General features: G+C 74.9%; 17 protein-coding genes. 13 read left to right on the forward strand and 4 right to left on the reverse strand.

Annotated features, from left to right (window positions below; translation table 11 throughout):
* Positions 1 to 42 precede the first annotated feature (42 nt).
* Positions 43 to 1,230 carry a xylose isomerase gene (gene xylA / locus ACOJUF_RS05395; RefSeq protein ID WP_420120836.1) on the reverse strand — a complete coding sequence of 396 codons (1,188 nt, stop codon included), beginning with the start codon at positions 1,228 to 1,230 and terminating at the stop codon, positions 43 to 45.
* Between the two features lie 72 nt (positions 1,231 to 1,302).
* On the opposite strand from xylA, the gene ACOJUF_RS05400 reads away from it, so the two are divergent.
* From ACOJUF_RS05400 to ACOJUF_RS05445, 10 genes are all read left to right on the forward strand, one after another.
* Positions 1,303 to 2,568: an ROK family protein gene (locus ACOJUF_RS05400; protein ID WP_420120837.1), complete on the forward strand. Its 1,266-nt coding sequence runs from the start codon at positions 1,303 to 1,305 to the stop codon at positions 2,566 to 2,568.
* A gap of 145 nt (positions 2,569 to 2,713) precedes the next feature.
* Positions 2,714 to 4,102 carry a pyridoxal phosphate-dependent decarboxylase family protein gene (locus tag ACOJUF_RS05405; protein ID WP_420120838.1) on the forward strand — a complete coding sequence of 463 codons (1,389 nt, stop codon included), beginning with the start codon at positions 2,714 to 2,716 and terminating at the stop codon, positions 4,100 to 4,102.
* Positions 4,099 to 5,427: an MATE family efflux transporter gene (locus ACOJUF_RS05410; RefSeq protein WP_420120839.1), complete on the forward strand. Its 1,329-nt coding sequence runs from the start codon at positions 4,099 to 4,101 to the stop codon at positions 5,425 to 5,427. Before ACOJUF_RS05405 ends, ACOJUF_RS05410 begins: the two co-directional genes overlap by 4 nt.
* A gap of 57 nt (positions 5,428 to 5,484) precedes the next feature.
* Positions 5,485 to 6,036: an RNA polymerase sigma factor gene (locus ACOJUF_RS05415; RefSeq protein WP_420120840.1), complete on the forward strand. Its 552-nt coding sequence runs from the start codon at positions 5,485 to 5,487 to the stop codon at positions 6,034 to 6,036.
* Positions 6,037 to 6,038: 2 nt separating this feature from the next.
* Positions 6,039 to 6,842 carry a zf-HC2 domain-containing protein gene (locus tag ACOJUF_RS05420; protein ID WP_420120841.1) on the forward strand — a complete coding sequence of 268 codons (804 nt, stop codon included), beginning with the start codon at positions 6,039 to 6,041 and terminating at the stop codon, positions 6,840 to 6,842.
* A complete protein-coding gene (locus ACOJUF_RS05425) occupies positions 6,842 to 7,705 on the forward strand; it encodes an ABC transporter ATP-binding protein (RefSeq protein ID WP_420120842.1) in 864 nt (287 codons plus the stop codon). The genes ACOJUF_RS05420 and ACOJUF_RS05425 overlap by 1 nt, the downstream gene beginning before the upstream one ends.
* A complete protein-coding gene (locus ACOJUF_RS05430; protein ID WP_420120843.1) occupies positions 7,702 to 8,589 on the forward strand; it encodes a hypothetical protein in 888 nt (295 codons plus the stop codon). The genes ACOJUF_RS05425 and ACOJUF_RS05430 overlap by 4 nt, the downstream gene beginning before the upstream one ends.
* A gap of 2 nt (positions 8,590 to 8,591) precedes the next feature.
* On the forward strand, positions 8,592 to 9,203 hold the full coding sequence (locus ACOJUF_RS05435; RefSeq protein ID WP_420120844.1) for a hypothetical protein: 612 nt from the start codon (positions 8,592 to 8,594) through the stop codon (positions 9,201 to 9,203).
* A gap of 47 nt (positions 9,204 to 9,250) precedes the next feature.
* On the forward strand, positions 9,251 to 9,835 hold the full coding sequence (locus tag ACOJUF_RS05440) for a hypothetical protein (RefSeq protein ID WP_420120845.1): 585 nt from the start codon (positions 9,251 to 9,253) through the stop codon (positions 9,833 to 9,835).
* Positions 9,836 to 9,857: 22 nt separating this feature from the next.
* Positions 9,858 to 10,610 carry a cobalt-precorrin-6A reductase gene (locus ACOJUF_RS05445; RefSeq protein ID WP_420120846.1) on the forward strand — a complete coding sequence of 251 codons (753 nt, stop codon included), beginning with the start codon at positions 9,858 to 9,860 and terminating at the stop codon, positions 10,608 to 10,610.
* 233 nt (positions 10,611 to 10,843) lie between these two features.
* On the opposite strand, the gene ACOJUF_RS05450 is transcribed toward ACOJUF_RS05445, so the two are convergent.
* The 3 genes from ACOJUF_RS05450 to ACOJUF_RS05460 all read right to left on the reverse strand — a co-directional run bounded on the left by ACOJUF_RS05450 (position 10,844) and on the right by ACOJUF_RS05460 (position 13,804).
* A complete protein-coding gene (locus tag ACOJUF_RS05450; protein WP_420120847.1) occupies positions 10,844 to 11,833 on the reverse strand; it encodes a cobalamin biosynthesis protein in 990 nt (329 codons plus the stop codon).
* Positions 11,834 to 11,981: 148 nt separating this feature from the next.
* On the reverse strand, positions 11,982 to 12,638 hold the full coding sequence (locus ACOJUF_RS05455; RefSeq protein ID WP_420120848.1) for a response regulator: 657 nt from the start codon (positions 12,636 to 12,638) through the stop codon (positions 11,982 to 11,984).
* The gene (locus ACOJUF_RS05460) at positions 12,635 to 13,804 is read right to left on the reverse strand and encodes a sensor histidine kinase (RefSeq protein ID WP_420120849.1); all 1,170 of its coding nucleotides are present in this window, start codon (positions 13,802 to 13,804) and stop codon (positions 12,635 to 12,637) included. The genes ACOJUF_RS05455 and ACOJUF_RS05460 overlap by 4 nt, the downstream gene beginning before the upstream one ends.
* A 184-nt stretch (positions 13,805 to 13,988) precedes the next feature.
* Here ACOJUF_RS05460 and ACOJUF_RS05465 point away from each other — a divergent pair, with 184 nt between their 5' ends.
* From ACOJUF_RS05465 to ACOJUF_RS05475, 3 genes are all read left to right on the forward strand, one after another.
* Positions 13,989 to 14,720 carry a hypothetical protein gene (locus tag ACOJUF_RS05465; protein WP_420120850.1) on the forward strand — a complete coding sequence of 244 codons (732 nt, stop codon included), beginning with the start codon at positions 13,989 to 13,991 and terminating at the stop codon, positions 14,718 to 14,720.
* On the forward strand, positions 14,717 to 15,259 hold the full coding sequence (cobU, locus tag ACOJUF_RS05470; protein ID WP_420120851.1) for a bifunctional adenosylcobinamide kinase/adenosylcobinamide-phosphate guanylyltransferase: 543 nt from the start codon (positions 14,717 to 14,719) through the stop codon (positions 15,257 to 15,259). Before ACOJUF_RS05465 ends, cobU begins: the two co-directional genes overlap by 4 nt.
* Positions 15,260 to 15,543: 284 nt before the next feature.
* The coding region (locus ACOJUF_RS05475) for a hypothetical protein (protein ID WP_420120852.1) at positions 15,544 to 15,892 on the forward strand (349 nt) is incomplete at its 3' end.

Consider the following 15,892-nt stretch of genomic DNA (forward strand, 5'->3'; position numbering starts at 1 on the left):
CCGGAGCGGCGCCGCGGGGCTCGGATCGGACAGCGGGCGCCGTCAGCGAGCGCCCAGGGCGTGCTCGACGGCGAGCTGGTTCAGGTGCACGAACGCGTAGGAGTGCTCGGCGGCCTTGTCGGCGTCGTAGTCCTCGAAGGCCGACCGATCGGCCAGCAGGTCCTCGACGGTCTCCCCCGCGGCCAGGGTCGGGGCGGCCAGCTCCGCGATCCCGGACGCCTGCATCGCGGCCTGCACCTCGGGGTCGGCCCGGAACGCCAGGGCCCGCTCCTTCAGGATCAGATAGGTGTTGATGTTGGCCCGCGCGGAGGCCCAGACCCCGTCGAAACCCTCGGTGCGCGAGGGCTTGTAGTCGAAGTGCCGGGGCCCGTCGTAGGTCGGCCCGCCGTTCGGGAAGCCGTTCTCCAGCAGGTCGACGGTGAAGAACGCGGACAGCAGGTCGCCGTGCCCGAAGACGAGGTCCTGGTCGTACTTGATGGACCGCTGGCCGTTGAGGTCGATGTGGAACAGCTTGCCGTTCCAGAGCGCCTGGGCGATGCCGGCGGTGAAGTTCAGACCGGCCATCTGCTCGTGCCCGACCTCCGGGTTCAGGCCGACGATGTCACCGTTCTCCAGCTTGGCGATGAAGCCGAGCGCGTGGCCGATGGTGGGCAGGAAGATGTCGCCGCGGGGCTCGTTCGGCTTGGGCTCCAACGCGATCCGGATGTCGTAGCCCTTGCTCTTGATGTAGCCGGCCACGGTGTCGATACCCTCGGCGTAGCGATCGAGGGCGGCGTTGATGTCCTTGGACCCGTCGTACTCGGCCCCCTCCCGGCCACCCCACATCACGAACGTCTTGGCGCCGAGTTCGGCGGTCAGGTCGATGTTGCGCAGGACCTTGCGCAGCGCGAAGCGGCGCACCGACCGGTCGTTGGAGGTCAGCCCGCCGTCCTTGAACACCGGGTGGGTGAACAGGTTGGTGGTGACCATCTCGATCGTGATGTCGTGCTCGGCGCAGGCGTCGCGGAACGAGGTGAGGATCTTCGTCCGGGTCGCGTCGTCGGATCCGAAGGGCACCACGTCGTCGTCGTGGAAGGTCACGCCCCAGGCGCCGACCTCGGCCAGCTTGCCGATGGCCTCGACCGGATCCAGCGCCGGCCGGGTGGCATCGCCGAACGGATCACGGCCCTGCCAGGACACCGTCCACAGGCCGAACGAGAAACGATCCTCCGGGGTTGCCTGGCGCACCATCTGCTGACTCCTTCGTCGTGCGGTTTTGTTCTTTGAATGAACTTATAGGAGAGGGCCGCTAAGGTCAACCCCATGGCCCCCCGCTCGCCCGTCCCCCGCGGCGGTTCCGCGATCCGGCAGGCCAACCTGCGCGAGCACAACCTGAGCCTGGTCCTTCGTCTCATTGTCGAGGCTGCGGCGGCGCCGTCGCGAGCCGACATCGCGGCCACCACGGGACTGACCCGGGCGACCGTCAGTTCCCTGGTCGACGCCCTGATCGAGGCCGGCCTGGTCACCGAACTGCCGCCGGTGATGTCCCAGCGCGCGGGCCGGCCGGCGGTGCCCCTGGTGCCCGCGGCCGGCACGGTGGCGGCGGTGGGCATGGAGGTCAACGTCGACTACCTCGGGGTCCGGATGGTCGACCTGTCCGGCGCGGTGCTGGCCCAGGAGATCTGCGACGGTGACTTCCGGGGCAGTGATCCGGCCCGGGTGGTGCCCGCCCTGGCCGGCCTCTACCGCGCGGTGGTCGACACGGTCATCGGCGCGACCGACCGGCCGGCGCGGCTGGCCGGGACCGGGCTGGCGCTGCCCGGCCTGGTCGACCGGACCGCCGGACCGGTGCGCCTGGCCCCCAACCTGGGCTGGCGCGCCGTCGACGTCGCCGGCCTGTTCCGGGCCGCCGTCGATCCCGCCGGCCGGCCCTACGGACCGGCCACCCCCGGACGGCTCGACCGGCCCATCCTGCTCGACAACGAGGCGACGCTGGCCGCCCGGGCCGAGTGCGACGCCTTGCGCGGGCTCGGCGTGCGCACCTTCCTGTACCTGTCCGGCGAGGTCGGGGTCGGCGGCGCGCTGGTGCTCGACGGGGCCGTGTTCGGCGGCCGGCACGGCTGGAGCGGCGAGATCGGCCACACCGTCATCGATCCCGACGGACCGCAGTGCCGCTGCGGGGCCACCGGCTGCCTGGAGCAGTACGCGGGCAAGGACGCGTTGATGCGCGCCGCCGGGCTCGACCTGAGCCTGCCCATCGACCACCTGCAGCGGGCGGCCGCGGCCGGCGACCCGGCCGCGGTCACCTCCTTCGCCGTCGCCGCCCGGGCCCTGGGCACCGCGATCGCCAATGCGGTCAACCTGGTCGACGTGGAGACGGTGGTGCTCGGCGGGTTGTACGCGACCCTGGCCGGGGAGCTGGTGCCCGGCATCGAACGGGTGCTCGACCAGCGGGTGCTGGCCGCGCCGTGGTCGGCGATCCGGGTCCGGTCGGCCGTGGTGCGGGAGGCGGCCGCGATGACCGGCGCCGCCTCGGCCGTCCTCACCCAGGTCATCGACCATCCCAGCGAGTGGATGCCCCGGCCCTGAGCGCACCGCGCGTGCCCGCACCGGGCCGGTGATCCCTCGCCGGCCCGCGCCCCGGGGGTGGGTCCCGGCGTAGCGTCCGAGGCATGAGCACCACAGCCCGCACCCGCCCGACCGCCGGCGGCGGCGTCCCGGCCCGGCGGGCGTCGTGACCGACCAGCCCGGCACGGTGGCCGACCTGATCCGTACCGCGGCCGAGGCGGCGATCGAGTTCCGCCTGGGTCTGCCCGAGCGGCCGGTGGCGCCGCCGGCCGACCGCGCCGCCCTGCTGGCCGCGTTCGGCGGCCCGCTGCCGGACGGCCCGACCGCCCCCGACCGGGTGCTGGACGACCTGATCGCCGCGGCCGACCCCGGGCTGGTGGCCAGCGCCGGGCCGCGCTTCTTCGGGTTCGTCGTCGGTGGCTCGCTGCCGGCGGCGACCGCGGCCGACATGCTGGCCGTCGGCTGGGACCAGCTGGCCTTCAACGCCGTGTCCGCGCCGGCCGCGAGCGTGGCCGAGGAGGTGGCCGGCAGCTGGCTCACCGAGTTGCTCGGCCTGCCCGCCACGGCCTCCGTCGGATTCGGCACCGGGGCGCAGTCGGCCAACACGGTCGGCCTGGCCGCGGCCCGGCACCGGGTGCTGGCCCGCGCCGGCTGGGACGTCGCCCGGGACGGCCTGATCGGTGCCCCCCGCCTGCGGGTGGTCGCCTCGGCCGAACGGCACGCCACGGTCGACCGATCCCTGCGGCTGCTGGGGCTGGGCACCGGCAGCGTTGCGCAGGTGGCCGCCGGACCCCAGGGGGCCATCGACATCGACTCGCTCATCGAGGTTCTGGCCGCGGACCCGACGGCCCCGACCATCGTGGTGCTGCAGGCCGGCAACGTGAACACCGGCGCGTGCGACGACCTGCGGGCGGCGATCGGGGCGGCGCGGACCGTGGGGAACTGCTGGGTGCACGTGGACGGCGCGTTCGGCCTGTGGGCGGCCGCCTGCCCGCAGACCCGGCCGCTGGTGGACGGGATCGAGCTGGCCGACTCCTGGTGCACCGACGCGCACAAGTGGCTGAACGTGCCCTACGACTGCGGCCTGGTCGCCTGCGCCGACGCGCAGGCCCATCTGGCCGCCACCTCGTTCACCGCCGCCTACCTGGTCGGAGCGGGCACGACCGGTTCGTCCGCCGACCTGGTGCTCGAATCATCCCGACGGGCCCGCGGTTTCGCCGTCTGGGCGGCCCTGCGCGAGCTGGGTGGATCCGGTGTGGCCGACCTGGTGCGGCGCACCTGTGGCCTGGCCCGCCGGTTCGCCGACGGGCTGGCGGCCGGCGGGGTGGAGATCGCCAACGACGTCGTGCTGAACCAGGTGCTGGCCGGGTTCGGCACCGACGCGCGCACCGACGCGGTGATCGACGGCGTCCAGCGCGAGGGCACCTGCTGGCTGGGCGGCACCACCTGGCGGGGCCGGCGACTAATGCGGATCTCGGTGTCGAACTGGTCGACGACCGCGGACGACGTCGATCGGTCGGTGGCCGCGATCCTGCGCGTCGCCGCCGCCGCGTGAGCGGCGAGCCGGGGCTGAACCGGCAGATCCTGCGGCTGGCCGTCCCGGCCCTGGGCGCGCTGCTGGCCGAGCCGATCTTCCTGCTCGTCGACGCGGCGATCGTCGGCCACCTGGGCGTCGCCGAACTGGCCGGGGTGGGCATCGCCTCGGTCATCCTCGGCACCCTGGTGGGGCTGTCGGTGTTCCTCGCCTACGGCACCACCGCGCAGGTGTCCCGGGCCCTGGGGGCCGGGCGGCCGGCCGACGCCCTCACCTTCGGCGTGGCCGGTCTCTACCTCGCGGTGATCATCGGGGTCGCGGTGCTGGCGGTCGGCTGGCCGCTGGCGCCCCCGCTGATCGACGCGTTCGGCGGCACACCCGACGTCGCCGGGTACGGCGTCACCTTCCTGCGCTGGTCCCTGCTCGGGCTGCCGGCCATGCTCGCCGTGCTCGCCACCACCGGGGTGCTGCGCGGTCTGCAGGACACCCGCACCCCGCTGGTCGTCGCGGTTGCCGGGGCGGTGTTGAACACCGGCCTGAACCTGCTGCTGGTGTACGGGATCGGGCTCGGCGTCGCCGGTTCGGCGATCGGCACGGCGCTGACCCAGACCGGGATGGCGGCCGCGCTGATCGTCATCGTCGCCCGGGGCGCCCGCCGGCTGGGGGTGCCGCTGACCCCGCACGCCGGGCACATCCGCGGGGCCGGGCGGGCCGGGGTCCCGCTGTTCGTCCGGACGCTGACCCTGCGCGCGGCGATCATCGTCACCACGGTCGTCGCGACCCGGCAGGGGGTCGCCGCGCTGGCCGCCCAGCAGGTGGTGATGTCCATCTGGAACTTCCTGGCCCTGGGGCTGGACGCGCTGGCCATCGCGGCGCAGGCGCTGACCGGCAAGGCCCTGGGCGAGGGCGACGGGCGGGCCGCCCGGCGGTTCACCGGGATCATGCTGCGCTGGGGCGTCTGGGTGGGTGTCGGCATCGGCGTGGTCGTCCTGCTGATCCACGCGTTCGCCGGGGCCGCCTTCTCGCCCGACCCGGTCGTGCGGGACGCGGTCGGCGCCGCGCTGATCGTGGTGGCCGTCTCGCAGCCGCTGTGCGGCTGGGTCTTCGTGCTGGACGGGGTGTTGATCGGGGCCGGCGACGGCGCCTACCTGGCCCGGGCGGGCGTGCTCACCTTCGTCGCCTACCTGCCCGCGGCGGCCGCGGTGGCCGTCTGGGCGCCCGGTGGCAGCGCCGGCCTGATCTGGCTCTGGGTGGCGTTCTCGGGTGTGTTCATGGGCGCGCGGGCGGTGACCCTGGGCCTGCGCTATCGCGGCGACCGGTGGCTGGTGACCGGGGCGGTGCGGTAGATGTGGTGCGTCCGACGTCGGTGATCCGATCGGGGTCCGGACCGCGACAGGGGTGGCATGCTGCAGGTGTCGGACGTCGAGCTGCTGGCCCTGGTGGCCAGGGGCGAGGAGGCCGCGCTGCGGGAACTGGTCGAGCGCCATTCGGCCTGGCTGCTGCTGCGGCTGCGCCGCCGGACGCCCGACGAGGACCTGGCCCACGACGCCCTGCACGACACGTTCGTGGCCGTCTGGCGCAAGCCCGGCGCGTTCCGCGGGGACGGCGACGTCGGTGCCTGGCTGTGGGGCATCGCGATCCGTCAGCTGATCAGCCGGATCCGGAAGAAGGCGCCGCCGTCGCCCGCCGGCGCGGAGGTGATCGCCGCGCACAGCCCACTGGTGGCCAGCGCCGAGGACGAACTGCTGGTGGCGGTCGCCCACGGCCACGTCGGGGACGCGCTCCGGACGCTGTCACCGGAACTGGTGCAGGTGCTGCAGGCGACGGTGCTGGACGGCCTCTCCACCCGCGAGGCGGCCGTCCTGCTGGGCATCCCGCAGGGCACCGTGAAGAGCCGGATGCGGATCGCCAAGGCCAGGTTGCGGGAGCACCTGGTGCCGTTGGAAGGGTGGTGACCATGTCGACGCAGTGGCATGTCCCGGCCGCGACCTGGCAGGCCTACGCCGCCGGACGCCTCGAGCCGGCCGCCGCGACGAGCGTCGAGGCGCACGTCGTCGGCTGCCCGCGCTGCCGGGCGGCGGCCCGGTCCGCCGTCGACACCGCGTCGGTGTGGGCCGGGGTGCAGGCCACCGTGACCCGCCCCCGGGTGCCGTGGGTGTTGCGCGTCCTGCGCCGTCTCGGGTTGCCCGACGACGTGGCCGTCCTGCTCGGCGCGGGTGAGAGTGTGCTGGTGCTGGGGGTCACGGTGGTGGCGGCCGCGCTGACCTGCGCACTGTCGGCCGGGTTGACCCCGTGGCGACCCGACGCGGTCTTCCTGGCCCTGGCCCCGCTGGTGCCGGCGCTCGCGGTGGTCGCGGCGTTCGACGCCACGCACTGCCTGCGCGAGGTGAGCGCGCCGACTCCCTACTCCCGGTTCCGGCTGGCCCTGCTACGGACGGCCGCCGGCCTCGGGCTCGCCATCCCGGCGACCTTCCTGATCGGCCTGCTCGTCCCCGGGCTCAGCGGGCTGATGGTCGCCTGGCTGCTGCCCTCGCTGGGCCTGACCCTGGCCGGGCTGGTGCTGTTGACGTGGTGGGCGCCGCCCGCGGTCGGCGGGGTGCTCGCCCTGGTGTGGATCACCGTCGCGCTCGCCCTCGGCCGGGCCGACCGGGTGGACGTGCTGGTCTCCCCCGCCGCCCAGGCCGGTTTCCTGGGCGCCGCGGTGGTCCTGGCCGCGGTGTTCGCCGTCCGGATCACGACCCGCACGAGCGGAGCCGACTGATGGGACCGACCCGCCTGCAGGACGTGTCCAAGCGATACGGGACGACGATCGCGCTGCATCCGACGACGGTGACGCTCGGACCGGGCGTCGTGGGTCTGCTGGGTCCCAACGGTGCCGGCAAGACCACCATGCTGCGCCTGCTGTCCAGCGCGGTGGCGCCGACGAGCGGCCGGATCGTGGTCGCCGGGCACGACATCACCGGCGGCCACGGCGAGCGGGTCGAGGCCCGCCGGCACATCGGCTACCTGCCCCAGGAGGTGGTCTTCCCGCGCGGGATGACCGCCCTGGGGTTCCTGGACTACATCGCGGTGCTCAAGGAATGGAAGCGCACCGACGAGCGGCACCGCGAGATCCGCCGGGTGCTCGACCTCGTCCGGCTGGGCGACCTGGGCACCCGGAAGGTGGCCAGGCTGTCCGGCGGCCAGCGCCGCCGGTTGGCGATCGCCCAGGCGCTGATCGGCGCCCCGGACCTGCTCGTCCTCGACGAACCGACCACCGGCCTCGACCCCGAACAACGGGCCGCGCTGCGCGGGCTGCTCGGCGGGCACGCCGGCACCGTGCTGCTGTCAACCCACCAGACCGAGGACGTCTCGGCGCTATGCGATCGGGTCCTGGTGCTCGACGGGGGCCGGGTGCGGTTCGACGGGTCGGTCCCCGGCCTGCTGGCGACGGCGGACGGACAGGTCCACCTCGGGCCGGCGGCCGCCACCGGTGCGGTGCAGACCTGGCGGACCGGGACCGGACTGATCCGGTCCGTCGGCGGCGTCCCGGGCCCCGGGAGCCGGACGGTCGACCCCTCCGTCGAGGACGCCTACCTGCTCCTGCGGGCCGCTCCCGTCGGCGGGCACGAGGTGCCGTCGTGACCCCGACCGCCGCCGGGTCGACCCTGGGCCAGTTGGCCCGCCAGGAGATCCGGCGCTACGCCGGCCACCGCCTGTTCTGGTTCGGGACCGCCCTGACCCTGGTGATCGCCGGGTTCGGCGCCGCCGGGCAGTCCGACGAGCGGGGTCGGACGGCGCTGGACGGGCTCGGGCCGGCGTTCACCCTGGGCGTCCTGGGCATCGTGATCATGGCCGGCCTGGTCCGGGACTCCGATCGGGCGGCGGCCGCCGCCGGCACCGTCGTCGTCGCCGAGCGCACCCGGACGCTGGCCCTCGCCGCCGCCGTGGTCGTCCCGCTGGCCGTTGCGCTGATCTGGTTCGTCGCCGCGGCCTACGGCTACCTGGCCTACGAGCGGTCGGCCGACTCCACCTTCGACGCCACCCCGGACGCCTTCGTGCTCGCCGTCCTGTTCTCCCAGGGGGTCGTCGCGTCGATCGGCGGACCCGTGCTCGGCCTGGTCGTGGGCCGGTGGTTCCGCCGCCGCTGGGCGGCGCCGATCGTCGCGGTGGTGGCCGTCCTGCTCACGGTCGTCCTCAACGGCGACCAGGCCTGGAACGCCGGGTGGCGGGAGGTGTGGATCTGGACGCACTTCCACGGACCGTTCGGGCTGCCCGGGGCGGACGATCCGATGCGCTGGACGGTGCTGCCCGGCTCGGTGTTCTGGTACGTCGGGTACCAGCTCGCGCTGTGCGCGCTGGGCGTCGTGATCGCCGTCCTGCACGACCGGGAGAGCGAGCGGGCGGTTCCGGTCCGAGCGGCCGTCGGCCTGACGGTGCTCGCCGTGGTGCTGAGCGGGCTGGCGATCACCGGTGGTGAGCCGGCCACACTGCCCAACCCCATCCCCTCGCCGGACGCCGGCGGCTGACCATGCTGCGGCACGCGGCCGTCGCCGTGCCGTGGGCCCGGGTCGGACTCGTCGCGGGCCTGGTCGTCACGCTGATGGAGATCGTCGCCCGGCGCCCCGCCGCGACCTGGCCGCTCGAGGTCGCCGCCGTCGGGCTGCTCGCCGCGGCCGCCGCCTGGTGCTTCGACGAGCCCGCGGCGGCCGTGGTCGACCCGGCCCCGCGGACGCCGGCATGGCGCACGGCCGCCCGCTGCCTCGGCCTGGTCCCGCTGCTGGCGGCCTGGACGTGGTCGATCGCCCGGGGCTGGGACGGCTTCTTCGACCGGCCGGCGCAGGTCGCCGCCCAGGGGTTCGGGGCGGTGCTCGTCGCGACGGCCTGGACCGTGGCGCGTCGGGCGGCCGGCGCGGCCGAGCCCGGCGCCCGGCTCGCGCCCGTGGCGGTGGCCTTCGCGCTGTGCTGGCCGGCCACCGGCCGGCTGGCCGATCGGGTGCCGATCTTCCCGTTCCCGGCCCATTCGGCCGCGTCGTGGGACACCAGCCGGTGGCTGTGGTGCGCGGCGGCGGCCGCCGCGGCCGTCGTCGCCGCGATCACCCTGACCGATCGCTTCCCGGGCGTGATCCGAAGGCGCCGCTGATCACGACAGAGGGGGTGGAAACCGCAACCCGCGCAAAGGAGTTCACCATGCCCGGCACCCCGCCCCGTCGCCGTCCGATCAATCGCCCCACCGCCGTCGTCGCCACCGCCGTCCTCCTGGCCGCCGGGCTGACCGCCTGCTCCGGGCAGTCCGCCTCCACCGCACCCGGTACCTCCGCGTCCGGCGCCCCGGCCAGCACCTCCACGGCGGCCGCGGCCGGCTCGCTCACGGCGGGCGGCTCGGCCGGGGCGGCCGGGAATCTTGCCCTGCCGACCATCGCCGAGAGCGAGTTCCAGACCCGGGCGGCCGCGTTGTGCACCGCCAACTCCGAGGCCGTCCGGGGGACGTTCATGGCCATGAGCAAGCCGCCGACGCCCGAGCAGATGCAGCAGGCCTTCGACACGCTCGTCGCCGAGTCCTACAAGATCTCGGACGACCTGGCCGCCCTGGGGGCGCCGGCCGAGCGACAGGAGGCGCTGGCCGCGGTCATCCAGGCCAACGACCGGATCACCGCGTCGGTGCAGGCGGCCGGGCCCGATGCGTTCTTCGGCGACCAGGGCGACGCCTACGCCGAGCTGTACCCGCTGATGGAGCGCCTCCAGGTGCCGGCCTGCCTGCCCCAGGAGAGCTAGGACCGCGCACTACCCTGCTGGCATGCCCGAACCCGCCGTCCTGATCCTGGGCGGCACCGGCGAGGCCCGTTCCCTGGCGCGGGGTCTGGCCGAGGTGGGGGTGCCCGCCGTCTCCTCGCTCGCCGGCCGGGTCCGCGACCCGGCGCTGCCGGTCGGTGCCGTCCGGATCGGGGGGTTCGGCGGGCCGGCGGGACTCGCCGAGTACCTGCGCGCGGAGCGGATCCGGGCGGTCGTGGACGCCACCCATCCCTTCGCGACCGGCATCTCGGCGTCCGCGGCGACGGCATGCGCCGCCACCGGGACCCCGCTGCTCCGGCTGGCCCGACCCGGCTGGGCCGACCACCCGCTGGCCGGGAGCTGGCAGTGGGTGGACGGGCCGGCGCAGGCGGTCCGGGCCGCGGCCGGCCGGCGGGTCCTGCTGACCACCGGCCGCCGCACGTTGAGCGAGTTCACCGCATTGGAAGCACCTTTCGTGCTCGTCCGGCTGGTCGACCCGGTCACCGAACCGCTGCCGCCGCACTGGCGGGTGCTCACCTCTCGGGGTCCGTACACGGTGAGCGGCGAGCGGGCGCTCTTGCACGAGCACCGGATCGCCACGCTGGTCACCAAGGATTCGGGCGGGGCGATGACCGAGCCGAAACTGCTGGCCGCCGCCGAGGCGGGGGTCCCGGTGATCGTGCTGCGCCGGCCGGCCTCCACGCCCGGGGTGCCGGCCGTTCCCGCCGTCGCGGCCGCCGTGACCTGGGTGCGGGAGACGCTCGGCCCCCTCAGGTGAGGTCGGGGTCACGGGCGGCGGCCACCGCGCCGGTCGTGCCGGCATCGAGGGCGCGGAAACGACCGGGGTGCGTTCGGAGGACGGGGCTCACTGGGCGGGACGACGGCGCCGGCGCGGGTCGCATCCTCGCGGTCCCGGCCGCACCGGACCCGCCGACCGGGTCGCCGGCCGGCCATCCGGAGGGATCCCTCGTGCCGGCCCCTGTCGTTGCCGGCGGCCCGGTGACGCGGTCGTCAGGGGACGGGCAGGTTCGGCCCTCCGGCCCCGGACCCGCCGAATCTGCCCGCCGCCGCGGCCACCGCTAGGACCAGCGCACCCACCCCGACCAGGGCGGACAATCGCGTCGCCCGGGCGATGTCGGCCGCGCCCGGGGGCGGCCCGTCGCCCAGCGTGCCGCGGTCCTCGACCTCGTCGCCGTAGGTGTTGACGCCCCCGAGGGTCCGGCCCAGGGCCCCGGCGAAGGCCGCCTCGACCGGCCCGGCGTTGGGGCTGGGGTGGGCGCCGGCATCCCGCAGGACCGCTCGCCACGCTCCGCGTGGTGTGCCGCCGACAAGCGGGGCGAGGACCGCGGTGAGCCCGGCGGCCAGCCGCGCCGGCACGAGATTGGCCAGGTCGTCCAGCCGGGCCGCCGCCCAGCCGAACCGCCGGTAGCGCGGGGAGCGGTGGCCGATCATCGCGTCCAGGGTGTTGACCGCCCGGTAGGCGAGCAGCCCGGGCACCCCGGCGACCGATCCCCAGACCAGCGGGGCCACGACCGCGTCGGAGGTGTTCTCGGCGACGGATTCGACGCAGGCGCGGGCGATCCCGGCCTCGTCGAGCGTCGCCGGGTCCCGACCGACGAGGTGGGTGATCCGCCGCCGCGCACCGGGCAGATCGTGAGCGTCCAGCAGCGCGCCGACCGCGGCGGCCTCCCGACCCAGCGACCGGCCGCCGAGCACCGCCCAGGTCGCCGCCGCGGTGACCAGGGTCCGGGCCACCGGCCGGGTCCGGGTGAGGCGGTCGGCGGCGATGCCCAGGCCGGTCGCCGCGCCGACCAGGACGGCGGTGTGGACCGCGCCGGCGACCCGGTCGTCGCGATAGCTGCGCCGCTCCAGCGCGGCCGCGGTGCGGCCGAACCCGGCCACCGGATGCCATCGCCGCGGATCTCCCAGCAAGTGGTCGGCCAGATATCCCACGGCCAGCCCGGCCGCCCGCACCCAGGGGGCCGTGCTGTCGCCTGCCATCGCCCGCTCGCCCCTCTCCCGTTCTGCCCGCCCCTCACGGCGATCATGGCGAACTCTGCCCGGCCGTCCCGCGACACGCCGAGACCCCCGAAGGAAGCCGGGATCGTGCACGAGCCTGGGCGGTCCACCGGCTCGGACCCGGGCGGGATCAGTGGGGTGTCACCAGCCCATGCTCGTAGGCGAAGACGATGGCCTGGGCCCGATCGCGCAGCGCAAGCTTGGCCAGCAGCCGGGCGACGTGCGACTTGACGGTGGCCTCGCTCACCACCAGCGCCGCAGCGATCTCCGCGTTCGACAACCCGCGGGCGAGCAGCAACAGCACCTCACGCTCCCGCTCGGTCAACCGGCGGAGGTCGGCGGGGGGCTGCGGGCGCTCCGGTGCGCGCGAGAACTCCTCGATCACCCGCAGCGTGACCGCCGGGTCGAGCAGCGCCCCGCCGGCGGCGATCAGCCGGATGGCCCTGACCAGCTCCTCCGGCGGCGCGTTCTTGAGCAGGAAGCCGCTGGCCCCGGCCCGCAGCGCGTCATAGACATAGCTGTCGACGTCGAACGTCGTCAGCACGAGAACCCGGGTGGGTGGCGGGGTCTGACCGGCCAACTGCCGGGTGGCGGCGATCCCGTCGAGGCCGGGCATCCGCACATCCATCAGGGTGACGTCGGGGCGCAGCCGCCGGGCGGACCGGACCGTGTCGTTCCCGTTGCCGGCCTCACCGACCACCTCGATGTCCGGCTCGGCGGACAGGATGAGCCGGAAGCCGGTGCGGACGAGGTGCTGGTCGTCGGCCAGCAGGACGCGGATGCTCACCGGGCCGCCACCCGCTCCAGCGGGATCCCGGCGTCCACCCGGAACCCGCGGCCGGCCGGATTCGCCTCGACCGAGCCGGCCGCGCCGCCCGGGGCCGCCGGTCCGGCGGTCAGGGTGCCCCCGATCTCGGTGAGTCGCTCCCGCATGCCGGCGATTCCGTGGCCCGGGTGGCCTGGCCCGCCCTGGCCGGGGCGGATCCCGACACCGTCGTCCACGATCTCGAGTCGGAGCCGGTCCTGCTCGACGCCGACCCGGATCGTCACCGTCGACGCGTCCGCGTGCCGCAGGATATTGGTGACGGCCTCCTGCATGACCCGCAGGCCCGCGGTGGCTCCGACGCCCACCAGCGGCTCCGGCAGGTCGCCGATCTCCAGGTCGACCCGGAGTCCGGCGGCCCGCAACGGTTCGACGGCACGGTCGAGGGTCGACGCCGTCAGGGCCGGCGCGCCGCGGGTCTCGCGGACGTCGGTCAGCACCTGCCGGATCTCGGCCAGCGCCTCCCGGCCGGTCCGCTCGACCACGACGAGGGCGGCCAGGGCCTGAGCCTGGTCCGGCCGCAGCAACCGGCGCGCGCCCCCGGCGTGCAGCGTCATGACACTGATGCTGTGCGCGACGATGTCGTGCACGTCCCGGGCGATGCGCAGCCGCTCACGGGCGACCGCGGCGGCGGCGCGCTCCTGCGAGAGCTGCCGCTGCAACCGGGCGACCGCGAATCCCCGCCCTACCAGCCACGCAAGAACCACCAGCAAGGACGCGTACAGCAGATCACCGACGAGCGAGAGCGACTCCTGGATCGGCCGGTCGTGGGCGATCAGCACCGCGAGCGCGATCAGGCCGATGGCGCAGCCGAGCGCCACGAGCGGTCGGGTGGCGAGGTAGCCGGCAGTGCCGATGGCCAGGAACGCAGCCAGCAACGGTGCGAACGCGGTGTTCGCGTCTACCCCCAGGGCCGCCTGGACCGTCATCGCTCCGCAGCTCACGAGCACCGCCCACAGCGGGAAGCTGCGCCGGACGGCCACCGCGGCCGTGCCCACCGCGACCGCCATCGCGACCGGGATCCGCGGTCCGCCCTGGACCAACCCGGACCAGACCTCCACCTGTCCGACGGCGGTCAGCCCGAGCGCCAGTCCGGCGTCGAGGAATCGGTCCAGCCGCCGCCGTTCCATCGGCCGATGGTAGGTGGTCGGTCGCGTATCCGGATCATCCTTTGTGTTGATCCGTCGGCCCCGGACGGTGCGCCGAAGGGACGAGAGCCGTTCGCTCGCGGGACCGATGACGGGAGCGGCCAGGCGCCGGACCGTTGTCGACCAGGCGGCCCGACCGTGGGCCGGCCGGCATCAAGGAGGCGCCATGAACCCCGATTCGAGAAACTGTCCACCGTCGCCGGGGAAGGTTCCACCTGCTCGCCGGATCCGCCGGGTCGTCACCGGCCTGAGCCTGCTCGGCTTCGGCGCGTTGCTCGTCCCCCAGGCACTCGTCGACCCGTCGGGACCGGGCTTCCACGACGCGGCCGTGCACCATCCCGACGCGCTGCTGATCTCCGGCCTGCTGTTGCTGGCCTCCGCCCTGCTGACCTTCCCGGCGATCGGCGGCATCCTGCACGAAGCCCGGGACCGCGGTGCCCTGATGGCCGACATCGCCGCGTTATTCGCCGGTCTCGGCGCGCTCGGGCACGCCGCGATCGGCGCGATCACTCTGGTCCTGCGGGCGCTGGCCGGCGGTGATCCGGCGCAGATGCGGGCCGTCGAAGAGCGGTTCATCGCCGATGTTCCGGTCGGAGTGGTCGGCCTGGTGCTGCTGACGTCGTTCGGCATCGGCATCGCGCTCCTGGCCTGGGCGGCCTGGCGCGCCGGGATCCTGGGGCTCTGGGGTCCCGTCGTGGTCACCGGCGTGGTCGTCGCCCACACCGTGCTGCCCGGTGACCTGCCGCCGGCCGTACCGGCCCTCGCCCTCGGACTGGTCACCACCGTCTTCGGGTGGCTCGGCGTCCGGGTCGTTCGGCTGAGCGACGGCGCCTGGGACGGCCCCCCGAGCGGGTCCGCGCCGGCCACCAGCCGGGGAGCGGCTACCGTCCAACCGTGACCGTCGCCCGCCGCACCCTGATCACCGGCGGGGTGCGGTCGGGCAAGTCGCGGCTGGCCGAACAGATGCTGGCGGACGCGCCGGTGGTCACCTACGTCGCGCCCGGTCCGGCGCCGGACCGGGCCACCGACCCGGAGTGGGCGGACCGGATCGACGCCCACCGGGCGCGCCGCCCGGAGCACTGGCGCACCGTCGAAACCACCGACCTGGCCGCCGCTCTCGCGGTGGCCGAGGGTGCCGTGCTGATCGACTGCCTGGGCACGTGGGTCGCCGCGGTGGTGGACGGGCTGGGCACCTGGGACGAGCGGTTGGCCACCTGGGAGGACCGGTTCGAGCCGGTGCTGGCCGCGGTCGAGACGGCCTGGCGGGCCGCCCCCGGTCCGGTGATCGCGGTGACCAACGAGGTCGGCTGGTCGGTGGTGCCCGAGCACCGTTCCGGCCGCACCTTCCGCGATCTGCTCGGCCGGGTGAACCAGCGGATCGCGGCGGCCAGCGACGACGTGCTGCTGGTGGTGGCCGGCCGGGTGCTGCGGCTGTAGGTCGGGGTGGGCCACCGCCGGAGGCCCCAGGTCGCTCAAGGACCGGATCGCCCTGGCCACCCGGTCCTTGAGCGAGATCTGAGTCGCGGCGAAGTCCGCCTGCCTACCGTCCGGCGATGACGGCCGACGAACCGCCCGGGAATCTCCCCGGACGAACGCGGCCGCGCGACCCGAGGAGGACTGTCGTGCGCACTCACGAACAGGCAGATCGTGCCGGCTGTCGGAGACCCGTTCCACTCCGAACGGCGGGACCGGGTCCGGCCGGCCGCAGAGCTGTCCGGACGGTGACCATGCTGATCGCCTTCCTGGTGTCGATCGTGGCCAGCACGGTGCTCGCTCAGCCGTCGGCCGCGGCCGTCGTCAACGGCGGAACCGTCAAGGTCGGGACCCCGGTGACCGGGAAGGTGGCGGTGGCCGGGCAGGACATCCAGTACTCCTTCGCCGCCACCCAGGGCCAACACCTGACCTTCAACATCACCGCCACCAGCTGGCAACCAGGCACCGCCTACCTGCACTTCTACAACCCCACCGGCGGCCGCCAGTACTACTGCCAGCTCGCCTCCACCGCCCGCTCCTGCGACTTCACCCCCACCGCCACCGGCACCTGGACCATCCGACTCGACCCCACCGGCG

This window comes from Nakamurella sp. (genome assembly GCF_048594475.1).
Classification (GTDB): Bacteria; Actinomycetota; Actinomycetes; order Mycobacteriales; family Nakamurellaceae; genus Nakamurella.

Excerpts from the sequence above, each read along its gene's own strand:
- ACOJUF_RS05400 (WP_420120837.1), top strand. The coding sequence starts at position 1,303 with ATGGCCCCCCGCTCGCCCGTCCCCCGCGGCGGTTCCGCGATCCGGCAG.
- xylA (WP_420120836.1), bottom strand. The coding sequence starts at position 1,230 with ATGGTGCGCCAGGCAACCCCGGAGGATCGTTTCTCGTTCGGCCTGTGG.
- ACOJUF_RS05440 (WP_420120845.1), top strand. The coding sequence starts at position 9,251 with ATGCCCGGCACCCCGCCCCGTCGCCGTCCGATCAATCGCCCCACCGCC.
- ACOJUF_RS05450 (WP_420120847.1), bottom strand. The coding sequence starts at position 11,833 with ATGGCAGGCGACAGCACGGCCCCCTGGGTGCGGGCGGCCGGGCTGGCC.
- ACOJUF_RS05435 (WP_420120844.1), top strand. The coding sequence starts at position 8,592 with ATGCTGCGGCACGCGGCCGTCGCCGTGCCGTGGGCCCGGGTCGGACTC.
- ACOJUF_RS05415 (WP_420120840.1), top strand. The coding sequence starts at position 5,485 with ATGCTGCAGGTGTCGGACGTCGAGCTGCTGGCCCTGGTGGCCAGGGGC.
- ACOJUF_RS05425 (WP_420120842.1), top strand. The coding sequence starts at position 6,842 with ATGGGACCGACCCGCCTGCAGGACGTGTCCAAGCGATACGGGACGACG.
- ACOJUF_RS05445 (WP_420120846.1), top strand. The coding sequence starts at position 9,858 with ATGCCCGAACCCGCCGTCCTGATCCTGGGCGGCACCGGCGAGGCCCGT.
- ACOJUF_RS05420 (WP_420120841.1), top strand. The coding sequence starts at position 6,039 with ATGTCGACGCAGTGGCATGTCCCGGCCGCGACCTGGCAGGCCTACGCC.
- ACOJUF_RS05465 (WP_420120850.1), top strand. The coding sequence starts at position 13,989 with ATGAACCCCGATTCGAGAAACTGTCCACCGTCGCCGGGGAAGGTTCCA.
- ACOJUF_RS05460 (WP_420120849.1), bottom strand. The coding sequence starts at position 13,804 with ATGGAACGGCGGCGGCTGGACCGATTCCTCGACGCCGGACTGGCGCTC.